Source organism: Solibacillus sp. FSL K6-1781 (genome assembly GCF_038630735.1).
GTDB lineage: Bacteria > Bacillota > Bacilli > Bacillales_A > Planococcaceae > Solibacillus > Solibacillus silvestris.
This window is the reverse complement of the sequence record NZ_CP152038.1, coordinates 315,804-333,375: the sequence shown is the minus strand read 5'-3', so window position 1 is coordinate 333,375 and position 17,572 is coordinate 315,804. Positions and strand designations below refer to the sequence as shown.

The 17,572-nt window shown below is 40.4% G+C and carries 17 protein-coding genes; 8 read left to right on the top strand and 9 right to left on the bottom strand.

Annotated elements, in window-relative coordinates; all coding sequences use genetic code 11:
• Positions 1 to 108 precede the first annotated feature (108 nt).
• The 8 genes from MHH37_RS01630 to MHH37_RS01595 all read left to right on the top strand — a co-directional run bounded on the left by MHH37_RS01630 (position 109) and on the right by MHH37_RS01595 (position 7,912).
• A complete protein-coding gene (locus MHH37_RS01630) occupies positions 109 to 1,293 on the top strand; it encodes a YbfB/YjiJ family MFS transporter (RefSeq protein WP_342574726.1) in 1,185 nt (394 codons plus the stop codon).
• Positions 1,294 to 1,411: 118 nt separating this feature from the next.
• Positions 1,412 to 2,245 (top strand): MerR family transcriptional regulator, encoded by an 834-nt coding sequence (locus MHH37_RS01625; protein WP_008406183.1) that lies wholly within the window; start codon positions 1,412 to 1,414, stop codon positions 2,243 to 2,245.
• Between the two features lie 112 nt (positions 2,246 to 2,357).
• On the top strand, positions 2,358 to 3,521 hold the full coding sequence (locus tag MHH37_RS01620) for an MFS transporter (RefSeq protein WP_014824922.1): 1,164 nt from the start codon (positions 2,358 to 2,360) through the stop codon (positions 3,519 to 3,521).
• A gap of 66 nt (positions 3,522 to 3,587) precedes the next feature.
• Complete coding sequence (locus MHH37_RS01615; RefSeq protein WP_342574723.1) at positions 3,588 to 4,790, top strand: ornithine--oxo-acid transaminase; 1,203 nt, start codon at positions 3,588 to 3,590, stop codon at positions 4,788 to 4,790.
• A gap of 71 nt (positions 4,791 to 4,861) precedes the next feature.
• Positions 4,862 to 5,422 (top strand): DUF1273 domain-containing protein, encoded by a 561-nt coding sequence (locus MHH37_RS01610; RefSeq protein WP_039966958.1) that lies wholly within the window; start codon positions 4,862 to 4,864, stop codon positions 5,420 to 5,422.
• Positions 5,423 to 5,528: 106 nt separating this feature from the next.
• On the top strand, positions 5,529 to 5,840 hold the full coding sequence (locus MHH37_RS01605) for a hypothetical protein (RefSeq protein WP_008406178.1): 312 nt from the start codon (positions 5,529 to 5,531) through the stop codon (positions 5,838 to 5,840).
• A 370-nt stretch (positions 5,841 to 6,210) separates the two neighbouring features.
• Positions 6,211 to 7,602 (top strand): class II fumarate hydratase, encoded by a 1,392-nt coding sequence (gene fumC, locus MHH37_RS01600; protein WP_008406176.1) that lies wholly within the window; start codon positions 6,211 to 6,213, stop codon positions 7,600 to 7,602.
• A gap of 85 nt (positions 7,603 to 7,687) precedes the next feature.
• Positions 7,688 to 7,912, top strand: a complete 225-nt coding sequence (locus MHH37_RS01595; protein ID WP_008406175.1) for a hypothetical protein — start codon at positions 7,688 to 7,690, stop codon at positions 7,910 to 7,912.
• Positions 7,913 to 7,965: 53 nt separating this feature from the next.
• Here the strand turns inward: MHH37_RS01595 and MHH37_RS01590 are convergent, their stop codons facing one another.
• From MHH37_RS01590 to MHH37_RS01550, 9 genes are all read right to left on the bottom strand, one after another.
• Positions 7,966 to 8,718, bottom strand: coding sequence for a prepilin peptidase (locus tag MHH37_RS01590; RefSeq protein WP_342574721.1), 753 nt, complete (start codon positions 8,716 to 8,718; stop codon positions 7,966 to 7,968).
• A gap of 243 nt (positions 8,719 to 8,961) precedes the next feature.
• Positions 8,962 to 9,672 (bottom strand): potassium transporter, encoded by a 711-nt coding sequence (locus tag MHH37_RS01585; RefSeq protein WP_342574720.1) that lies wholly within the window; start codon positions 9,670 to 9,672, stop codon positions 8,962 to 8,964.
• The gene (locus tag MHH37_RS01580) at positions 9,672 to 10,262 is read right to left on the bottom strand and encodes a PilN domain-containing protein (RefSeq protein ID WP_342574719.1); all 591 of its coding nucleotides are present in this window, start codon (positions 10,260 to 10,262) and stop codon (positions 9,672 to 9,674) included. The genes MHH37_RS01585 and MHH37_RS01580 overlap by 1 nt, the downstream gene beginning before the upstream one ends.
• The gene (pilM, locus tag MHH37_RS01575) at positions 10,259 to 11,236 is read right to left on the bottom strand and encodes a pilus assembly protein PilM (protein WP_342574718.1); all 978 of its coding nucleotides are present in this window, start codon (positions 11,234 to 11,236) and stop codon (positions 10,259 to 10,261) included. Before pilM ends, MHH37_RS01580 begins: the two co-directional genes overlap by 4 nt.
• 124 nt (positions 11,237 to 11,360) lie before the next feature.
• Positions 11,361 to 11,804, bottom strand: a complete 444-nt coding sequence (locus MHH37_RS01570; protein WP_342574717.1) for a prepilin-type N-terminal cleavage/methylation domain-containing protein — start codon at positions 11,802 to 11,804, stop codon at positions 11,361 to 11,363.
• A gap of 109 nt (positions 11,805 to 11,913) precedes the next feature.
• Positions 11,914 to 13,122 (bottom strand): type II secretion system F family protein, encoded by a 1,209-nt coding sequence (locus tag MHH37_RS01565; RefSeq protein ID WP_342574716.1) that lies wholly within the window; start codon positions 13,120 to 13,122, stop codon positions 11,914 to 11,916.
• The gene (locus MHH37_RS01560; RefSeq protein ID WP_342574715.1) at positions 13,119 to 14,162 is read right to left on the bottom strand and encodes a type IV pilus twitching motility protein PilT; all 1,044 of its coding nucleotides are present in this window, start codon (positions 14,160 to 14,162) and stop codon (positions 13,119 to 13,121) included. Before MHH37_RS01560 ends, MHH37_RS01565 begins: the two co-directional genes overlap by 4 nt.
• A 12-nt stretch (positions 14,163 to 14,174) precedes the next feature.
• The gene (locus MHH37_RS01555) at positions 14,175 to 15,839 is read right to left on the bottom strand and encodes an ATPase, T2SS/T4P/T4SS family (RefSeq protein WP_342574714.1); all 1,665 of its coding nucleotides are present in this window, start codon (positions 15,837 to 15,839) and stop codon (positions 14,175 to 14,177) included.
• A gap of 15 nt (positions 15,840 to 15,854) precedes the next feature.
• Positions 15,855 to 17,246: a VanW family protein gene (locus tag MHH37_RS01550; RefSeq protein ID WP_342574713.1), complete on the bottom strand. Its 1,392-nt coding sequence runs from the start codon at positions 17,244 to 17,246 to the stop codon at positions 15,855 to 15,857.
• Between the last annotated feature and the right edge of the window lie 326 nt (positions 17,247 to 17,572).

Genomic DNA, 17,572 nt, shown 5'->3' with positions numbered 1-17,572 from the left:
TTCATCTCTTTTCTTTTTTCTCTTATTTCTGCGGGTATTTTCTCTATTACTCTTGAATTTAAGAATGTTACAATTACTGTAAGGGATGTTTTTCAAGGGGGGATGTTCATGAACCGTCAACATTTCAGTATCATTTTAGGAGGTATTTTATTTTTAGCGGTTGCAATGGGGATTAGCCGCTTTGCCTTCACGCCGATTTTACCGTTCATGCGTGTTGATGAAAATTTATCTTTTACACAAGGCGGTTGGCTCGCTTCCAGCAATTATATCGGATACTTCATAGGAGCTTTAGGGGCAGGGTTTGTTAATCGGTCGAAAAAGAATTTTCTATTATTGAACGTATTCATAAATGTCTTTTCAATACTTTTGATGGGATTGATTGAGTCCTATTTAATATGGATACTTTTGCGCTTTATCGCCGGATTAACGAGCGGTTTTATATTTGTACTTACATCAAGTATTGTAATGGATTATTTAGCGGCAAATTTATTAACACGCTGGAGCGGCTACTTGTTTAGCGGGGTTGGATTTGGAATCGCATTATCAGGACTTTTCGTGCCATTCTTTGAAGCGAGCTTTAACTGGCAAGGATCCTGGCTTGGACTTGGCGCATTATCCGTCTTATTTTTGGCGACGACGATATTTTTATTGCGGCATTTAAATGTCAAGAATCACATAAAGGAACCAAAGTCAGCGGACAACAACATTTGGCGCGGGTTTATGCCATGGCTGATCATTGCATATGGATTGGAAGGACTCGGCTATATTATTACAGGCACTTTTTTAGTAGACATTATTTATAATATCGAATCATTACGTGCCTATGCTGGATATAGTTGGGTACTAGCCGGGTTAGCAGCCATTCCATCTGCACCGATTTGGATGAAATGCATGTCCCGTTTTTCAACAGTTTCCATGATGAGTCTTGCCTATTCAATGCAAATTATCGGCATTTTGCTTCCTGTTCTATCGCAATCAGCATGGAGCGTACTATTGTCGGCGATGTCATTTGGTTTTACGTTTGTCGGACTTGTAACGATGTCGACCGCTTATGCTAGACAGCTGTTTCCAAAGCAAAGCAACTATGTCGTATCAATACTGACTACGTTCTATGCTATTGGACAAATTATCGGACCGGTCATTGCATCTCGTCTGGAAACTCATTTCCGCACGTTTAAAGCCCCCCTGCTGTTTGCAGGAGGTACCGTTACACTCGCGCTTGTACTGTTACTCGTCGGGTATTTCTACAGCAGGAAAAGCCCTGTTCATCTAGCTGCGGATATAAAATATTGAACCTCAATCACATCTCATGAAATTATGGAGATGTGTTTTTTCGGTTTTCCAAAATAATTTACCCCTATCCCCCATTAATGTTACGATACCGATAACATTGTACTTCGGAGGACATCCTATGGAAGAAAAACATTATTCAATTGGTGAGGTTTCCAAACTCACGAATATCTCTATCCAAACGTTACGCTACTACGATCAGATCGGCTTATTCAAACCTTCCTATGTCGATCCTAAAACAAATTACCGCTACTACAAAGACTCACAATTTTATCATTTGGATATTATTAAATCATTGAAGTATATCGGTGTCTCATTGGAGGAAATTAAAGCAGCGCAGCAGTTTACCCCCGCTGAACTTCTCTCCTTTTTGAAGCAGCAGGAAAGTGTCATTGAACAGCAAATGAATCGCATGTACGAAATTCAGCAGTCTTTATATAAAACAAAAAGGCAAATGGAAGAACAGCTGGCAATCGATGTAATGGATACGGTCTATTTCAAAAATGAAGAATCGGTCCGTATTTTATCAATTAAAACAAATGAACTGACACCGTACTATATTCCGAACACGTACTACAGCTCCTTAATTAAAACACTGGAAGTCGAAAACAGCTTGCTGAGCAATCGGTATGGGTGTATTTTTCCTTACCAGCAATACGACAGCCTGGATGAACTGCATTACAGTCATGTTTTCACACCGCTCATTACAGACCGGTATATTACGCATTTAACAACCGATATGGATGTGAAAACAATACCTGCCGGACGCTATGTATGCATTGCGTTCATTTTTGAACCGGACACGTATTTAACACAATACCAAAAGCTTTATCATTATATAGAAGAACATCAATTACAAGTTTTGCCGGTTGTCTATGAAATCTTTATGCCTCTAAACTATTCTCCAAATGGAGAAGACCAGTTCATCGTGGAATTAAAAGTTAAGCTGCTCTAACTAATTTTTTACAAATACTTTAAACAGTTCTATTGACTCTATAGTTACTGTAGGGTTTATGTTAGATAGTGCGGATTAACGATTTTTCACAACGTAATAAGGAGCAATAACAATGAAAGACTATAAAATAACATTAGGGTTACTCTTATTAAACCTGTTCATCGCCTTTCTAGGAATCGGTTTAGTCATCCCGGTACTTCCTACTCTAATGAATGAACTGCAAATAAGCGGCACCGTTGTCGGCTATTTAACAGCAGCATTCGCAATTGCACAACTGATTGTTTCACCACTCGCTGGTAAAGCAGTTGATAAATATGGACGTAAAATTATGATCGTCATCGGATTATTTATTTTCGGTATTTCAGAATTTCTGTTCGGTTTAGGGAAAACGATAGAAGTTCTTTTTATCTCCCGTGTTTTAGGCGGAATCAGTGCGGCGTTTATCATGCCAGCTGTAACAGCGTTTATCGCGGATATTACAACAATGGAAACGCGTCCAAAAGCGCTTGGCTACATGAGTGCGGCAATTAGTACCGGTTTCATTATCGGGCCGGGCATCGGCGGATTTTTAGCTGATTTCGGTACACGTGTGCCGTTCTACTTTGCAGGGGCGCTCGGTACAACGGCAGCAATCTTATCGATTATTTTACTGCGTGAACCAGAACGCAATATGGTAAATGTAGAAAATGCACCGGTACAAACATCCGGATTTAAACGCATTTTAGAACCAATGTACTTGATCGCCTTTATTTTAATTTTTGTCGCATCATTTGGACTCGCAGCATTCGAATCATTCTTTAGCCTGTTTGTCGATCATAAATTCAGTTTCACTCCAACAGATATCGCAATCGTTATTACAGGTGGAGCAATTGTCGGCGCGATTGCACAAGTTGCGCTGTTTGACAGGCTGGCCCAAAAATGGGGAGAAATTAAGCTTATTCGCTACAGCTTAATATTATCGGGCGTTCTAGTATTTTTAATGACCGTTGTCAGTTCATATTTTGCTATTTTACTCGTAACATGTATCGTATTTGTCGGCTTTGACTTATTCCGTCCTGCCGTTACGAGCTATTTATCTAAAATTGCCGGCAATGAGCAAGGTTTCGTCGGCGGGATGAACTCGATGTTTACAAGCTTGGCGAATATTTTCGGGCCGATTTTAGGCGGGATGTTATTCGATATAGATATTAACTATCCATATTACTTTGCAACGGTTGTCATCTTCTTCGGTATTCTGTTAACATTAATTTGGAAGAAACCTGCATCGTATATGTAATTTTTTCTGTCTTTTGCAATGGATTTATCTGTTTTACAAGTAAATTTGCTTAAGGAGGATTTCATCATGACAACTAAATCAAAATCAGAACAACTTATTTCAACTACGGAAAAATTCGGGGCGCATAATTATCACCCACTTCCGATCGTAATCGAAAAAGCAGAAGGTTCCTGGGTGACAGACCCTGAAGGCAACCGTTATTTAGATATGCTCTCGGCGTATTCTGCTTTAAACCAGGGTCATCGCCATCCGAAAATTATTCAGGCGTTAAAAGATCAGGCAGATGCGGTGACACTTACATCACGTGCATTCCATAGTGCGACATTAGGTGTTTGGTATGAAAAGGTCAGTAAGCTAACAGGCAAAAATATGGTACTGCCGATGAATACTGGCGCTGAAGCTGTGGAGACGGCGATTAAAACGGCCCGTCGCTGGGGATATGAAGTAAAAGGCATTGAAGCAAACAAGGCGCAAATTATCGGCTGTAACGGCAATTTCCATGGCCGTACAATGGGTGCTGTGTCGCTATCCTCGGAAGCGGAGTATAAGCGCGGATTTGGCCCAATGCTGGAGGGCTTCACATTAATTCCTTACGGTGATATTGACGCATTAAAGGAAGCCATTACACCGAATACAGCGGCATTTATCGTGGAGCCGATCCAGGGAGAAGCAGGTATAATTATCCCGACAGAAGGCTTCTTAAAAGCAGCGTATGAACTATGTAAAGAAAATAATGTTCTGTTTATTGCAGATGAAATCCAAACAGGTTTATCACGAACAGGAAAACTGTTTGCCTGTGAATGGGAAGATGTTACACCGGACGTCTACATTTTAGGTAAAGCGCTTGGAGGCGGAGTTTATCCGATTTCAGCAGTTGTCGCGAATGATGATATTCTCGGCGTATTTAATCCCGGGTCACATGGCTCGACTTTCGGCGGTAACCCGCTGGCGTGTGCCGTATCGATTGCAGCAATTGATGTATTACTAGATGAAAAGCTGACAGAGCGTTCATTGGAGCTTGGCGACTACTTTAAAGCACAGCTTCAGACAATTGAGAACCCAGTGATTAAAGAAGTGCGCGGGCGCGGTCTTTTCATAGGCGTTGAGCTTCACGAATCAGCTCGCCCCTACTGTGAAAAACTGGCTGAACGCAAATTGCTTTGCAAAGAAACACATGACACAGTAATCCGATATGCCCCACCGCTGATCATTTCAAAAGAAGACCTGGATTGGGCAATCGAGCAGATTAAAGCGGTTTTTAGTGAATAGAGTGTATAGTAAGAGGGCGCTGTGTTATGCATAGTGCCCTTATTTTATTGATGGTTAGGCAAAGGAGACTTATGATGAAATCACTTTATATTACGGGCTACCGTCCACATGAACTCGGGATATTCAATGACAAGCATCCCGGTGTCCCGGTTATTAAAAAGGCGCTGGAAAACCAGTTGCGCATCCTCATAGAAGACGGACTGGAGTGGGTCGTGATCAGCGGCCAGCAAGGTGTTGAAACATGGGCAGCACAAGTTGTACTGGAACTGAAGAACGACTACCCTCAACTCAAATACTCCATTATCACCCCCTTCTTGGAACAGGAAAAAAATTGGAATGAGCATAAACAAGAGACCTTTATGCATATAGTAAGTAAGGCCGATTTTGTAACAAGCGTGACGAAGCGCCCTTATGAAGCACCATGGCAATTTATCGAAAAGGACAAATTCATTATCGATAATACAGATGCGACATTGCTCGTCTACGATGAAGAAAATGAAGGGTCCCCAAAGTATGTGCTTCGCCTCATCCAAAAGTATATGGAGCAGCATGAGGAATACGAGCTATTGATGATCAATGCTTATGATTTACAAATGGTAGCTGAGGAAATGCAGCAAGGAGATGATTGGTAAAAATTATGTGAATATCTAAATTTAGTAAATATTCTGACTACAGTTGTTCGTTTTGGGGTATAATATATTAAACAAATTATATTTTACTATTAAAGGAGGCCACATTATGAACCAATTGACGATGATTAATGAAACAACACCAATCAATATTCCGCACCATACGTATAAGCGTGAGTGCCGATATACGAGAGGCATCAACATCCCTCTTGCAGATATCGAAAGAATTTTATATGGTCTGAGCGATGATGCACTTCATTATTTTGAGTTCCATAATATCGCGAAAGAAATTAAACAAGGAACATTATTAAATGGCTATGCGGGGCTTGCTAATATTATTTCAGACTATTATAAGAACGAAAAAAATATAGAAATTCCTGAACTGACAAATGGCCGGGATTTTTATGTAAAAATAGTCTAACAAAATTAAGGGGATGACTTCCTAAGTGAATACCGAAAATAACAACGTCTAAAGTATCCTATCGGTTCGGTGCTTTCGGCGTTGTTTTACATATTGGGAGATTCAGCAAATTGAATTTTCTAAAAATTTGTTTAATAAAACTATTGACTTTCTAATTGATAAAGATTATCATTATCATTGTAAGGTTGGTAAAACCTTTTCGATACTGTTCCCCCCAGTTCAGATTCGAAACTCATTAATTACTTTTCTCATATTTCGAAAAGATTAAATGGATTGATCTTTTCTCCTGGAAGAATGGCAAATCCCCTCACACGATTTGCCATTTTTTCATGGAAAATTGGGTATACATATATTAAAGGAGATGATTTAGTTGGAATTCCGTATTGAAAAAGACACTTTAGGTGAAATTCGTGTACCAGCAGACAAAATTTGGGGTGCACAAACACAGCGAAGCAAGGAAAACTTCCAAATTGGGACAGAAAGAATGCCGATTGAAATTATTCGTGCCATGACCATTTTGAAAAAAGCAGCGGCAATCGCCAATAATAAGTTAGGCAAACTGTCCGATACGAAAAAAAATGTGATTGTGGAAGCAGCCGATGAAATTCTTGCAGGTAAATGGGATGAGCACTTCCCTCTTGTCGTCTGGCAAACAGGCAGCGGTACACAAACAAATATGAATGTGAACGAAACAATTGCCCACTTAGCCAATGAAAAATTGGCGGCGGCCGGATCGGATGAAAAAGTTCATCCAAATGATGACGTCAACAAGTCACAAAGCTCGAATGACACATTCCCTACTGCGCTACATATTGCTGCAGTCGAAATCGTAGAAAACTATCTAATGCCGCGCTTAAAGCTGTTACAGGCGACATTGAAAGAAAAAGCGCTGGCATTCAACGATATTATTAAAATTGGCCGTACGCATTTACAAGATGCAACACCGCTTACACTTGGACAGGAAATTGGCGGCTGGCATCATATGCTTTTAAAATGCGAAAAAATGATTATGGTGAACACACAGTTCATGAAGGAGCTTGCAATTGGAGGTACTGCTGTTGGTACAGGCATTAATGCCCATCCGGAATTCGGTGCCCGCACAGCTGCAGAAATCAGTAAACTAACAGGCATTGAATTTACATCTGCGGAAAATAAATTCCATGCACTGACAAGTCATGATGAAGTCGTAACAGCACACGGTGCATTAAAGGCATTGGCGGCAGATTTAATGAAAATCGCCAATGATGTACGCTGGCTGGCAAGTGGTCCACGCTCAGGTATCGGTGAGATTACGATTCCTGAAAACGAACCAGGCTCATCTATTATGCCGGGGAAAGTCAACCCGACACAAAGTGAAGCGATGACAATGGTCGTAACTCAGGTTGTCGGCAATGACGCAACAATCGCTTTCGCAGCATCACAAGGTAATTTCGAACTGAACGTATTTAAACCGGTGATCATTTACAACTTCCTGCAATCAGCACGACTACTTGCCGATTCGATGAAATCATTCAACGACAATTGCGCAGTCGGTATCGAGCCGAATATGGAAGTATTGGACGCTAACCTGAAAAATTCGTTGATGCTTGTTACTGCGTTAAACCCGTATATCGGTTATGAAAATGCGGCGAAAATCGCGAAAACAGCGCATAAAGAAGGCACAACATTAAAAGAAGCTGCTATTGCGTCGGGTCTTTTAACAGAAGATGAATTTGATCGTTATGTTGATCCAAAAACGATGATTTATCCAAACGCCGAATAATTTTTAGCTATCCTACACAACCTTCCAACAAGTTTAGTCAATTACTTTTATCAGTAATAAACTAATGTTGAGGAGGTTGTTTTTATTGAAAAAAATTCAATTCGTAAAGGATGGTTATGAAATCGTTGTAAATATTCGCAGAAATATACAGAGCGAAACGACTAAATATGTTGAAGCAGATGCCTATTATAATGATTTTGGCAACTACCGGATATTAGTCTTAGCAGATACCGTGGAAAAAGCGGTAGAAGTGGCAACATATGAACTATTGACCAATCATCCATTTGAGAAAATCATATTAGATTATTAAGTCATATTAAAAGGGATGCCTTGAAAATGAATTCAGGACACCCCTTTTTATCGTTATAGTAAGTTTAAATACATCTCAATAAGCTGGTCACCGTAAAAGTAAACAATAATCGCTGCAATAGCAATCGACGGTCCGAACGGTACAGGTGTTTTACGCCCTTTTCCACGGACCTTCAATATGATGATGCCGACGATCATTCCGATTACCGATGCTAAAAATAATGTTAATAATGTGTTGAACGTTCCCAAAACTAATCCGATCAGTAAAAACAGCTTAATATCCCCGCCGCCCATTCCGCCTTTAGAAATGATGGCGATTAATAATAAGATTGAAAATCCTATTGCAGCGCCAATTATACTATCCCACCATGGATCAAGCGGCGAAAGGATTCTTCCGACAATTAATAGCGGCAGGAAAAACAGTAAGATTTTGTCCGGAATAAGCATGTATGCAATATCCGAAACATTAATGATGACCAATAGTGAAATGAAAAGAAGCGCTACTGCCAATTCCCATGTGATGTCGAGCTGCCATGTAGCAAACGCAAATAAGAGTCCTGTTACCAGTTCCGTAAATGCGTAAATCGGCGACACTTTCACACCGCAAGTCCGGCATTTCCCTCGTAGAAATAGATACGAAAAAACAGGCACGAGTTCATTAGCGCTTAAACGTCGATTGCAATGGACACAGTGAGATGGCGGTGTCACAATCGACTCTTTTTTCGGCACCCGTAACCCGACTACATTGTAGAACGAACCGAAAACCAATCCGAAAATCCCCGCAAATATTGTATACATAATCTCCATTTTAGATGCTCCTTACTTGTACCTGCTATAAATCAAGTGTGTTGATTTCTATTCCGGGTCGGACGCTTTCCAGGGGCACGAGGCCAACACGAAGTTGGTCACAAAAGCGTTGCCACAGGACGTGGCGTTCTTAGCTTTTGTTCCTTTTGCTCAGGCTTCGTGCTGTTCCCCTAGGAGTCGCCTCCCCTCCATTCCAATCAACGGTCTTCTGTAAATATTTTGTCGTTCTGACTACTAAATCCCTTATTCGTAGTAGAAGGTTGTGACTTGGATATCAGCTGTTACGATTTCTGATGCTTCTTCGGTAAATTTATCTTCTTCACCCGGAAGCGCAAAATCAATAATATCGATTCGCATCACGCGTTCTTTCTTTTCAATTTCTTCAATGAACTGCAGCAAGTTTACGTCATTTGGCGCAGCCACATTGATGTTAAATGTAATTAATTTTAGTGAAGGCGGTAATGTTTCTACAGCGATTGTGGAAACCGGTAATGCTTCTGAAACCTCCGTATCCTCCGTTTGATCAGTAGCACTCTCTGTTGGTTCAGTCGCCACTCCTTCTTCCGTTTCCGGTGTAGAAAGCGGGTCTTCTAGTCCCGAACTAGAAACAAGAGCATCATAGTTATTGAAATCTATACTTTGAATACGTGAATCTGTTACATACTGCATTTCCTCAATCGATAAAATCAGCTCATCAATTTCCCGGTTATCCGGCACTTTTTTGCGTAGTGCAAATTCATTTACATTCGTTTGAGATTGCTTTGACTGATTTGTTGCGATTATTTCCTCTATTGCTGCGATTTCTGTATGAAGGCTATTAATCTCAGAACGAATCATCTGTTCCTCGTCCTGCTTCGGTTTTACAACATAGTAATACATAGCAAACAGCAAAGCCATCGCCAATGCTATTACGATGAGAAGTGTTCCGTTTTTACTGCTTGAGATGGAATTCATTACTCTTCACCTCCAGCCGCTACGTGCAGTTGATCAATTACAAGGAAAATTTCTACGCTATATCGCGGTACTTCCGTGAATTGCTGTGTATCATAAATTTCTTCATCAGTTGGATTAAGTTCAAAGTTTTGGATTGTTCCCACTTGAACATCATCAAAATACGGACTTTTTTCCAGCTGGCTTACATATGATGAAATAGCATTCAATGTTTCGAAATCTACCGCTACTTGTACGCCTGTCTCAGAAAATGTATAAGAACGCAAATATGTATCCGTTGGCAATAAATTTCTTGTCTCAATTATAATCGGAGAGACTGGATATGAAACACGCTCAACAAAAGCGACCGATTCTTCCAATGAACCTTGACTTCCTGTTTGTGATGAAGCTAATTCGGCGTTTAATGTGTCTCTTGTCTGCAATAATGAATCACGTTCCGGTACGGCACTTGCAATTTCGCTTTGTGCACTGAAATAAGTGATTGCCAGCAAGCCTATTGTCAATATTGATAAAATCCCAACTAAAATAAAGGCGAGCTTTAAACTCGCCGCACCCTTTTCAATTTTGGGCAGAAGGTTAATATCCGGAATCATTCGTTAACCTCCTTTAAAGCAAGTCCCAGCAAAGTCGCATGCTTTGCTTTGCAGTTTGGAAAATGCTCTTTGATTACCTTATCATCGACAATGCTTACCAGTGTCGGCAGATTTTCATTCAGTAGTGCTTCAATTGACTGCAGTAACGGGTGATCTCCCATAACAATGATTTCATCAACTTCTCTTTCTCCTTTATGGAGCGAGAATTTAAAGAAGTTCATCATACGGTCGATTTCCAGTACCTGATCAGTAGTTGCTGCACGGAAATCATCTAAATCAGCTGTATAGTTAAATTCGACTTCGTCATTTTCGATAATATTTTGCTGCCAGTTATCCGGATTCGTATCAATCGTCTGGAATCGCAGAAACTCTACTTCACCGTTTGAATAGATGCAAATCGATAATTCATTGATTGACCAGTCTGTCACCAAATATGTACGGTTTGTATCGATAAACTCGATATGTTCAAGCAACCTTAAATTACATAGAGCTCGAATATCGGCCACTTGCGGATTTAAATGGTTGTCCAATAGCAGACCGATCATCTTTCCGACTTCATCAGGCGGTGCGGCAAAAAGAACAGCCTTCCCGTCCCCTTCGATCGGGTCATGTACATCAATAAGCGGCTCCTGGAACGGCAGATGAATCGACTGTCCGACTTCCATTTGCACATATTCTTTCAGGTTTTTACCGCTTATATCAGCAGGATGCTCGAATGTTTTCAATAAAATCGAAGTATCCGGTACAAGGAAGCGAACATTTTGCTTTCTTCCGCCCCAGTGAGGAATATTCGATTTTATCAAATCATACATTGCCATCTCATCGAGAATAACCCCTTCCTGAACCGCGGTTTTTGGTAAGGGCGTTTCGTATATAACGGGCTGATCCACTGTTGCACCTTTTAATACGAGTGCACGCACTACATAGTCACTGATGACGATGGATACATGCGATTTTCTTTTCATATTGAACATAGAGGGACCCTCCCCTTTAACCTTTAATATAATGCATATTTTGAGAAGCGCCTATTTTGATGACGCAATCATCACTCAATGGAACACCCAAATGCTGTTGGGTTGGGTGTTCTTTGGGGGATGATTACTTAGCCATTTCAGTATTAAGTTCTGACTCTGTAAATCCTCCAGTAATTAAAGCATCAAAAGCTGTCTTATTTTTACCCTTAAAAGTTGTAGTAGCAGGAAGTGTAACTGTAATAGCTGGATCTGCTGTGTTTCCATCAGTAAATGTAACTGTACCTTCAGCAAATTTTGTACTTTTAAAATCAACTTCATTATTTGCAACAGTAGCAGAGTATGTACAAACATCATCTACACAAGCTCCATCAGCATATGCAATTTTTGAAGCCGATACTAATCCTGAAATGTCACTTAGAATAGCTTTATCTCTTTGATTATTAATAATATTCCCGATAGCCGGAATTGCAATTGCCGCTACAATTGCCAAGATTACGATTACTGCTAAAAGCTCAACTAAAGATAAACCTTTTTCGTTTTTAATACGTTTTTTTAATGTGTTAAACATATTAAAACCTCCTCTTATTTTAATTTTATAGTTTGTATTGTTTTTTGCACTGACGCTTTGTTTGCTTTGATGCCTCCTTGCAAAACGTCCATTTAAATTCCATTTTCTCTTACATTTGTTCGTATAGACTGAACATCGGTAAGAAAATTGCCGCTACAATAAGACCAACTGCCCCTGCCAACAATACGATCATTAACGGTTCAATTAAAGTTTTTAAAGTATCAACATTTCTATCGACTTCCTCTTCATAAAAATCCGCAATCTTCTCAAGCATATAATCAAGTGACCCTGTAGACTCGCCAATTCTTGTCATACTCGTTACCATAGGCGGGAAAATCCAACTTTTTTCTAGTGGCTCTGTCAGCGAGCTACCTCTTTCCAAACTTGCCCTTGCATCCAGTACCACTTTTCCTACAACTGGGTTGCCGGATACTTTTTGGGAAATCGTCAATGCCTGCAAAATCGGCACAGCACTGCTAAATAAAGATGATAAATTGCGCGTCAACCTTGCAATCGCCGTTTTCTGTAAAAGAGGACCAAATATCGGCATCTTCAGCATCAAATAATGGACTGTGTAATTAAACTGTTCATTATTCCTATATAAATATTGAAATACCACAATCCCAATAGCTAGGGCCCCAATAGGGAACCACCAGTATTGTCTCAGCCAATCTCCTAAAGCTACTGTCCAAACCGTTAAAGTCGGGAGTTCGGCATCCATCGATTCAAATGACTCAACAAATGTCGGTACAATGAAAATCAACATGAAAAACACGACAACTACAATCATTATTAAAAGCATCGCAGGGTATGTCAGCGTCGACTGCACTTTTTTGATTAACCTGAAAGATTTTTCGTACGAATTCGCCAGACGCTCCAGCGTGTCGTCGATATTCCCTGTTGCCTCGCCCGAACGCATCATATTGACGAACAGTTCAGGAAACGCTTTCGGATGTTTCCTGACCGCATCCGAAAATGGAATACCCGAACGAATATCTTCTTCTACTGCTTCAAGCGCTTTTTTCAATGGCTTGCTTGTCGCCTGCTTTGCTAAAATATCCGTCGCTTCTACGAGTGATACACCTGCCCGAATCAATGTCGCAAACTGACGGCAGTAAATAACAAAATCCTGTGTTTTTACTTTTTTGCTTCCCAAGCTGACTTCCATATGCAATAGACTTTTCGACTCTTCTAATTCTCGAGGATTGATGCCCTTTTCGCGAAGCTTTGAAATGGCGGCTGCTTTATTCGCTGCATCAATCGTACCTTTTAGCGTTGCCCCCATTTTTGTTCGTCCTACATATTTAAATACGGTCAACTGTAATCACCCACATTCAAATATGGCCGTACTTCCTCCAACGAAACTTTCCCGGAAGAAACAAGCGCTTGTATGGATGTCTCTAACGTATGCATCCCTAACGCTCGGTTAGTCTGCATAATACTTGGAATTTGATAAATTTTTTCATTTCGTATCAAATTTGTTACAGCTGGAATACTTACCAGAATTTCTGTTGCGGCAACCCTGCCCGTTTTATCTTTCCGAATGAATAAGCGCTGTGAAATAATTCCTTGCAATACGTTGGCTAATTGAATCCGAATTTGCCCTTGCTGATGAGGCGGGAACACATCGATTATACGGTCAATTGTTGTCGGTGCACTTGACGTATGAAGTGTGCCAAACACTAAATGCCCTGTTTCCGCTGCCGTAATTGCTGTTGAAATTGTCTCTAAATCTCGCATTTCCCCAACTAGAATAATATCGGGATCTTGACGGAGTGATGCACGTAAACCATTCGCAAATGATCCTGTATCGACTCCAATTTCACGCTGGTTCACTACCGATTTTTTATGGGAATGCAAATATTCGATCGGGTCTTCCAGCGTAATAATATGTCTTGATTTGGTTTCATTAATATAGTCAATCATTGCCGCGAGTGTTGTTGACTTACCTGAACCAGTTGGACCAGTTACTAAAATGAGTCCTTGTGGTTTTTCAGCTAAATCGTACAGTACTCTAGGCAAATTTAACGATTCAATTGTTGGAATTTTACTGGATATCAAACGCGCAGCAATCGCACTTGCATTTCGCTGATGATACGCATTTACACGGAAGCGGCATAAATCTTCTAGTGAATAGTTAAAATCGGTTTCACCTTTATCCTCAAATTCCCCTAATTTATACTTCGGTAAAATATCCTGTAGCATGCGGGTTACTATTTCTTCCGTAACAATTTCATTCCCATATTGCTTCAATTGACCATTTACACGGTAAACAGGAGGGATGCCGGTAGTGACATGCAAATCGGATGCTTTTTCGTCATACGCACGTTGCAATAAATCTTGTATGTTCAATGTCATGTGCATTCCTCCTTAATCAATCGTCGCTACACGTAGTACTTCTTCTGTTGTCGTGACACCTACCAACACTTTCAGTAAACCATCTTGCAGTAATGTGTTATGTCCAGCGTTTTGCATATAATCGCCAATTTCATAGCCGCTTGCCCTGTTTAAAATCAAATCCTTCAATCTACGATCAACAGGCAACAGCTCATGAATAGCAAGTCGCCCACGGTAGCCTGTGTTTCCACATGCCGCACAGCCGCGACCTTTTCGAATCTTATTCACTTCTAATCCATTATTTGCAAAAATTTGTTTTTCCCTGATCGTAGGCTCTATCTCCATCGTACAGTCCCGACAAATTTGACGTACAAGACGTTGTGCCATAATACCGACAAGCGATGAAGAAATGAGAAACGGTTCAATTCCCATATCCTGCAGCCTTGAAATCGATTCAATCGCACTGTTTGTATGTAATGTGCTTAATACAAGATGCCCTGTTAACGATGCACGGATCGAAATTTGTGCGGTTTCCAGATCGCGGATTTCCCCGATCATTATAATGTCAGGATCTTGACGTAAAATTGAACGTAATCCCGCGGCAAACGTTAACCCGACCTCTTCTTTTACTTGAATCTGATTGACACCATTTAACTGGTATTCGACCGGATCCTCGACTGTAATAATGTTGACACCTTCGTTATTTAAATTGGAAAGTGCTGCATATAACGTAGAAGATTTTCCTGAACCTGTCGGACCTGTAATTAGCACAATGCCATTCGGTTTCTCGATCATCTTCCTGAAAATTGCTTCGTTATTTTCTGTAAATCCTAGATGCGATATATCTGTTGCGGCATTGCTAATATCCAATATACGCATAACAATTTTCTCGCCGTAGACAGTCGGTAATGTAGAAAGACGAATGTCGACATTTTTGAATTCGATGTTAACTTTAAACCGGCCATCTTGTGGAATACGATTTTCGGTAATATTGAGCCCACCCATAATTTTCACCCGGGCCGTCATCATATTTTGCATATGCTTTGGCAAAGAGCGTTCGGTACGAAGAACGCCGTCGACACGATATCGAATTCTGTATTCTGTTTCATGCGGATCAAAGTGAATATCCGATGCACGCTGGGCGACCCCATTGTTGATGATCTGGTTTACGAGCCGGACAATAGCCGAATCCTGATCGGTAATTTCCTGCTGCACTTCCGGTGTATTTACTTCAATCTCTGTTAAGGCTGCATCCATTGAAGCCTGTAGGTCATAGTATTTTGTAATTGTCCTGTACAGGTCGTCCTTCGTCGCAATACTCGTTTCGATTTGACAGCCTGTCGCCATGCGGACTTCTTCGATCGCAAAATAATCCATCGGGTCTGCCATCGCAATAAGCAGCTTATTTTTATCCCGACGCACCGGCATAATATTCGTACGCTTCGCCAGTTCTCTTGGTACAAGCTGCAGCAGTTCCGGTGCAATCACATGTTTACTTAATGTAATATGTGGAATACCCAACTGAAACTCCAGCACTTCAATCAGCTGCTGTTCCGTCAGTATGTTTTCTTTAATGAAAAAATCCCCGAGTTTTTCGTCGCGGCTTTTATTTGCCAGTGCGTAAGTAAGCTGTGCTTCGGTAATAACGCCCGACTCTAAAAGCAAGTCCCCTAAGCGTTTTCTCGATTTCGCCCTCATATTTTTCGTCCTCCTTTATTTTGGAGTAATTAAATTTCCACCTTTATCGTAATAGCTGCCAGGAGGAAGATTTTCCTCTTCAGTATCGCCGTTTGCAGAATTGTTCGATGCAGCCCCTTGATTATTGTTTGATGAATTCGAACCGTTATTTTGGGAACCACTAATTGGTGTAGTTGACCCATTTCCGTTAGTCGTATCAGCATCCGGGAAACCGTCTCCATCTAAATCCACTTGATAGGCAGGGTCATTGTTCAGATTTTCTGATGGTGACTGCACTTCCGGCTGTTTGGAAGACTTCAAAATAATTCGGTCAACAGGTGGGTAATAATCACGGCTTACAAGTTTCTGCTCATCAAAAGCTGTTCGATAGACCGAGACGCGTAAACCTTTTGCACCTTGCTGTACTTGTTCCGTCTGTCCAATTGCCAGGTCCATGGAGTAACGTGTGATTGTACGGGGCTGAATCTCCTCATCCTTCGATACCGTCACATCTACTTCCGTTTCCTTTGCCGGTGTATATACTTCAGTCTTCAAGTTCCCTTCTTCCATAATCAACTTTAAAACAACTGGCTTGGATGAAGTATTTGCGAATTTGAGATCCTCATTTGCCAGCGCATCTACTTTTGCTTCCAAGCCCGGTTTAAAATAGGATGGGATTTCATTTTGCGAATGACGCTCCAATACTTCCGCATTAATATTCAGTGCTGCATTATATAGATTTGATGCAATAAAATTAATGGCTTCACGGTTGGCCAAGTTCATCGTATCGCCCAACTTTTCAATCATTGAGAAAGCAATCTGTGGTTCTATTACTGTGTCATGTAATGCAAGAACCAGTTCATTAATGCCCATTGCCCCTTCCGGCATCGGTTCAACCGACAATGAAATCCGGTCTGTTTCCAGTACCGAGACATCTATGACAGCCGCTTCAACAGGATCTGTTTTTAAATACGCGGCATTCAGTTCTACATTGTTATACGTCAAATCCGTATCCCATGACGAAACATTACTAATCTCGCTTTTCACAATCTCACTAGGAAAAACAATTAGTGGGAGATGTACTGTCGGCGTATCTTCCCAGAAGGCAAACCATGACTTATGTACCTGTTTCTCATAGTTAGCGACTGTATTTTCAATATCAAACTGGAATGTGGATGAGCTCACTTCAATGGAAGTCCCCCCGCCAGTGACAGTCAGGTTTTGTGTATACCAATCATTAACGGCAGTAGTCAGCAGTGCTTTCAAATCCTCGCCCTTCAAATCACTCGTCTCAACCCCGCCGATTGTAGAACCAGCTGCATTATTATCAGCGGAAGCTACTGAACTTGCTATAAAGTTCGGAATCAATATTGATAAAAGGACTACCAGCAAAATTATTGGTATTATTGATCTAAAGAAAATTTTCATTTACTCACCCGCCTAATCACTCTAATTCATTAAGTATAAATAAGGACTTTATAACTAAAAATTTATTTGAAATATGATATTTGAAGAAAAAACTCAATTTATACATTTGTTATAAGATGGAAAATATTATAATAAATTTAATATATTATCTCACAAACTTTATTTTATGTACTAATTTTTATCCCTTTTACCAAATGTATACTTATGTTACTATTATAATACACAATAGATTACTTTGTGACTATATATTTTTGTCGAATTTTTATTTTTTTATTTTTATATGTTTCTATTTACCTATAATAATCGATTTTAAATATCTTAAATTT

What these genes read in the sequence shown, in the direction of transcription:
- MHH37_RS01590 (WP_342574721.1), bottom strand. Translation starts at nt 8,718, where the DNA reads ATGGAGATTATGTATACAATATTTGCGGGGATTTTCGGATTGGTTTTC.
- MHH37_RS01550 (WP_342574713.1), bottom strand. Translation starts at nt 17,246, where the DNA reads ATGAAAATTTTCTTTAGATCAATAATACCAATAATTTTGCTGGTAGTC.
- MHH37_RS01620 (WP_014824922.1), top strand. Translation starts at nt 2,358, where the DNA reads ATGAAAGACTATAAAATAACATTAGGGTTACTCTTATTAAACCTGTTC.
- MHH37_RS01630 (WP_342574726.1), top strand. Translation starts at nt 109, where the DNA reads ATGAACCGTCAACATTTCAGTATCATTTTAGGAGGTATTTTATTTTTA.
- MHH37_RS01605 (WP_008406178.1), top strand. Translation starts at nt 5,529, where the DNA reads ATGAACCAATTGACGATGATTAATGAAACAACACCAATCAATATTCCG.
- MHH37_RS01585 (WP_342574720.1), bottom strand. Translation starts at nt 9,672, where the DNA reads ATGAATTCCATCTCAAGCAGTAAAAACGGAACACTTCTCATCGTAATA.
- MHH37_RS01555 (WP_342574714.1), bottom strand. Translation starts at nt 15,839, where the DNA reads ATGAGGGCGAAATCGAGAAAACGCTTAGGGGACTTGCTTTTAGAGTCG.
- MHH37_RS01570 (WP_342574717.1), bottom strand. Translation starts at nt 11,804, where the DNA reads ATGTTTAACACATTAAAAAAACGTATTAAAAACGAAAAAGGTTTATCT.
- MHH37_RS01560 (WP_342574715.1), bottom strand. Translation starts at nt 14,162, where the DNA reads ATGACATTGAACATACAAGATTTATTGCAACGTGCGTATGACGAAAAA.
- MHH37_RS01610 (WP_039966958.1), top strand. Translation starts at nt 4,862, where the DNA reads ATGATGAAATCACTTTATATTACGGGCTACCGTCCACATGAACTCGGG.
- pilM (WP_342574718.1), bottom strand. Translation starts at nt 11,236, where the DNA reads ATGTTCAATATGAAAAGAAAATCGCATGTATCCATCGTCATCAGTGAC.
- MHH37_RS01580 (WP_342574719.1), bottom strand. Translation starts at nt 10,262, where the DNA reads ATGATTCCGGATATTAACCTTCTGCCCAAAATTGAAAAGGGTGCGGCG.
- MHH37_RS01625 (WP_008406183.1), top strand. Translation starts at nt 1,412, where the DNA reads ATGGAAGAAAAACATTATTCAATTGGTGAGGTTTCCAAACTCACGAAT.
- MHH37_RS01615 (WP_342574723.1), top strand. Translation starts at nt 3,588, where the DNA reads ATGACAACTAAATCAAAATCAGAACAACTTATTTCAACTACGGAAAAA.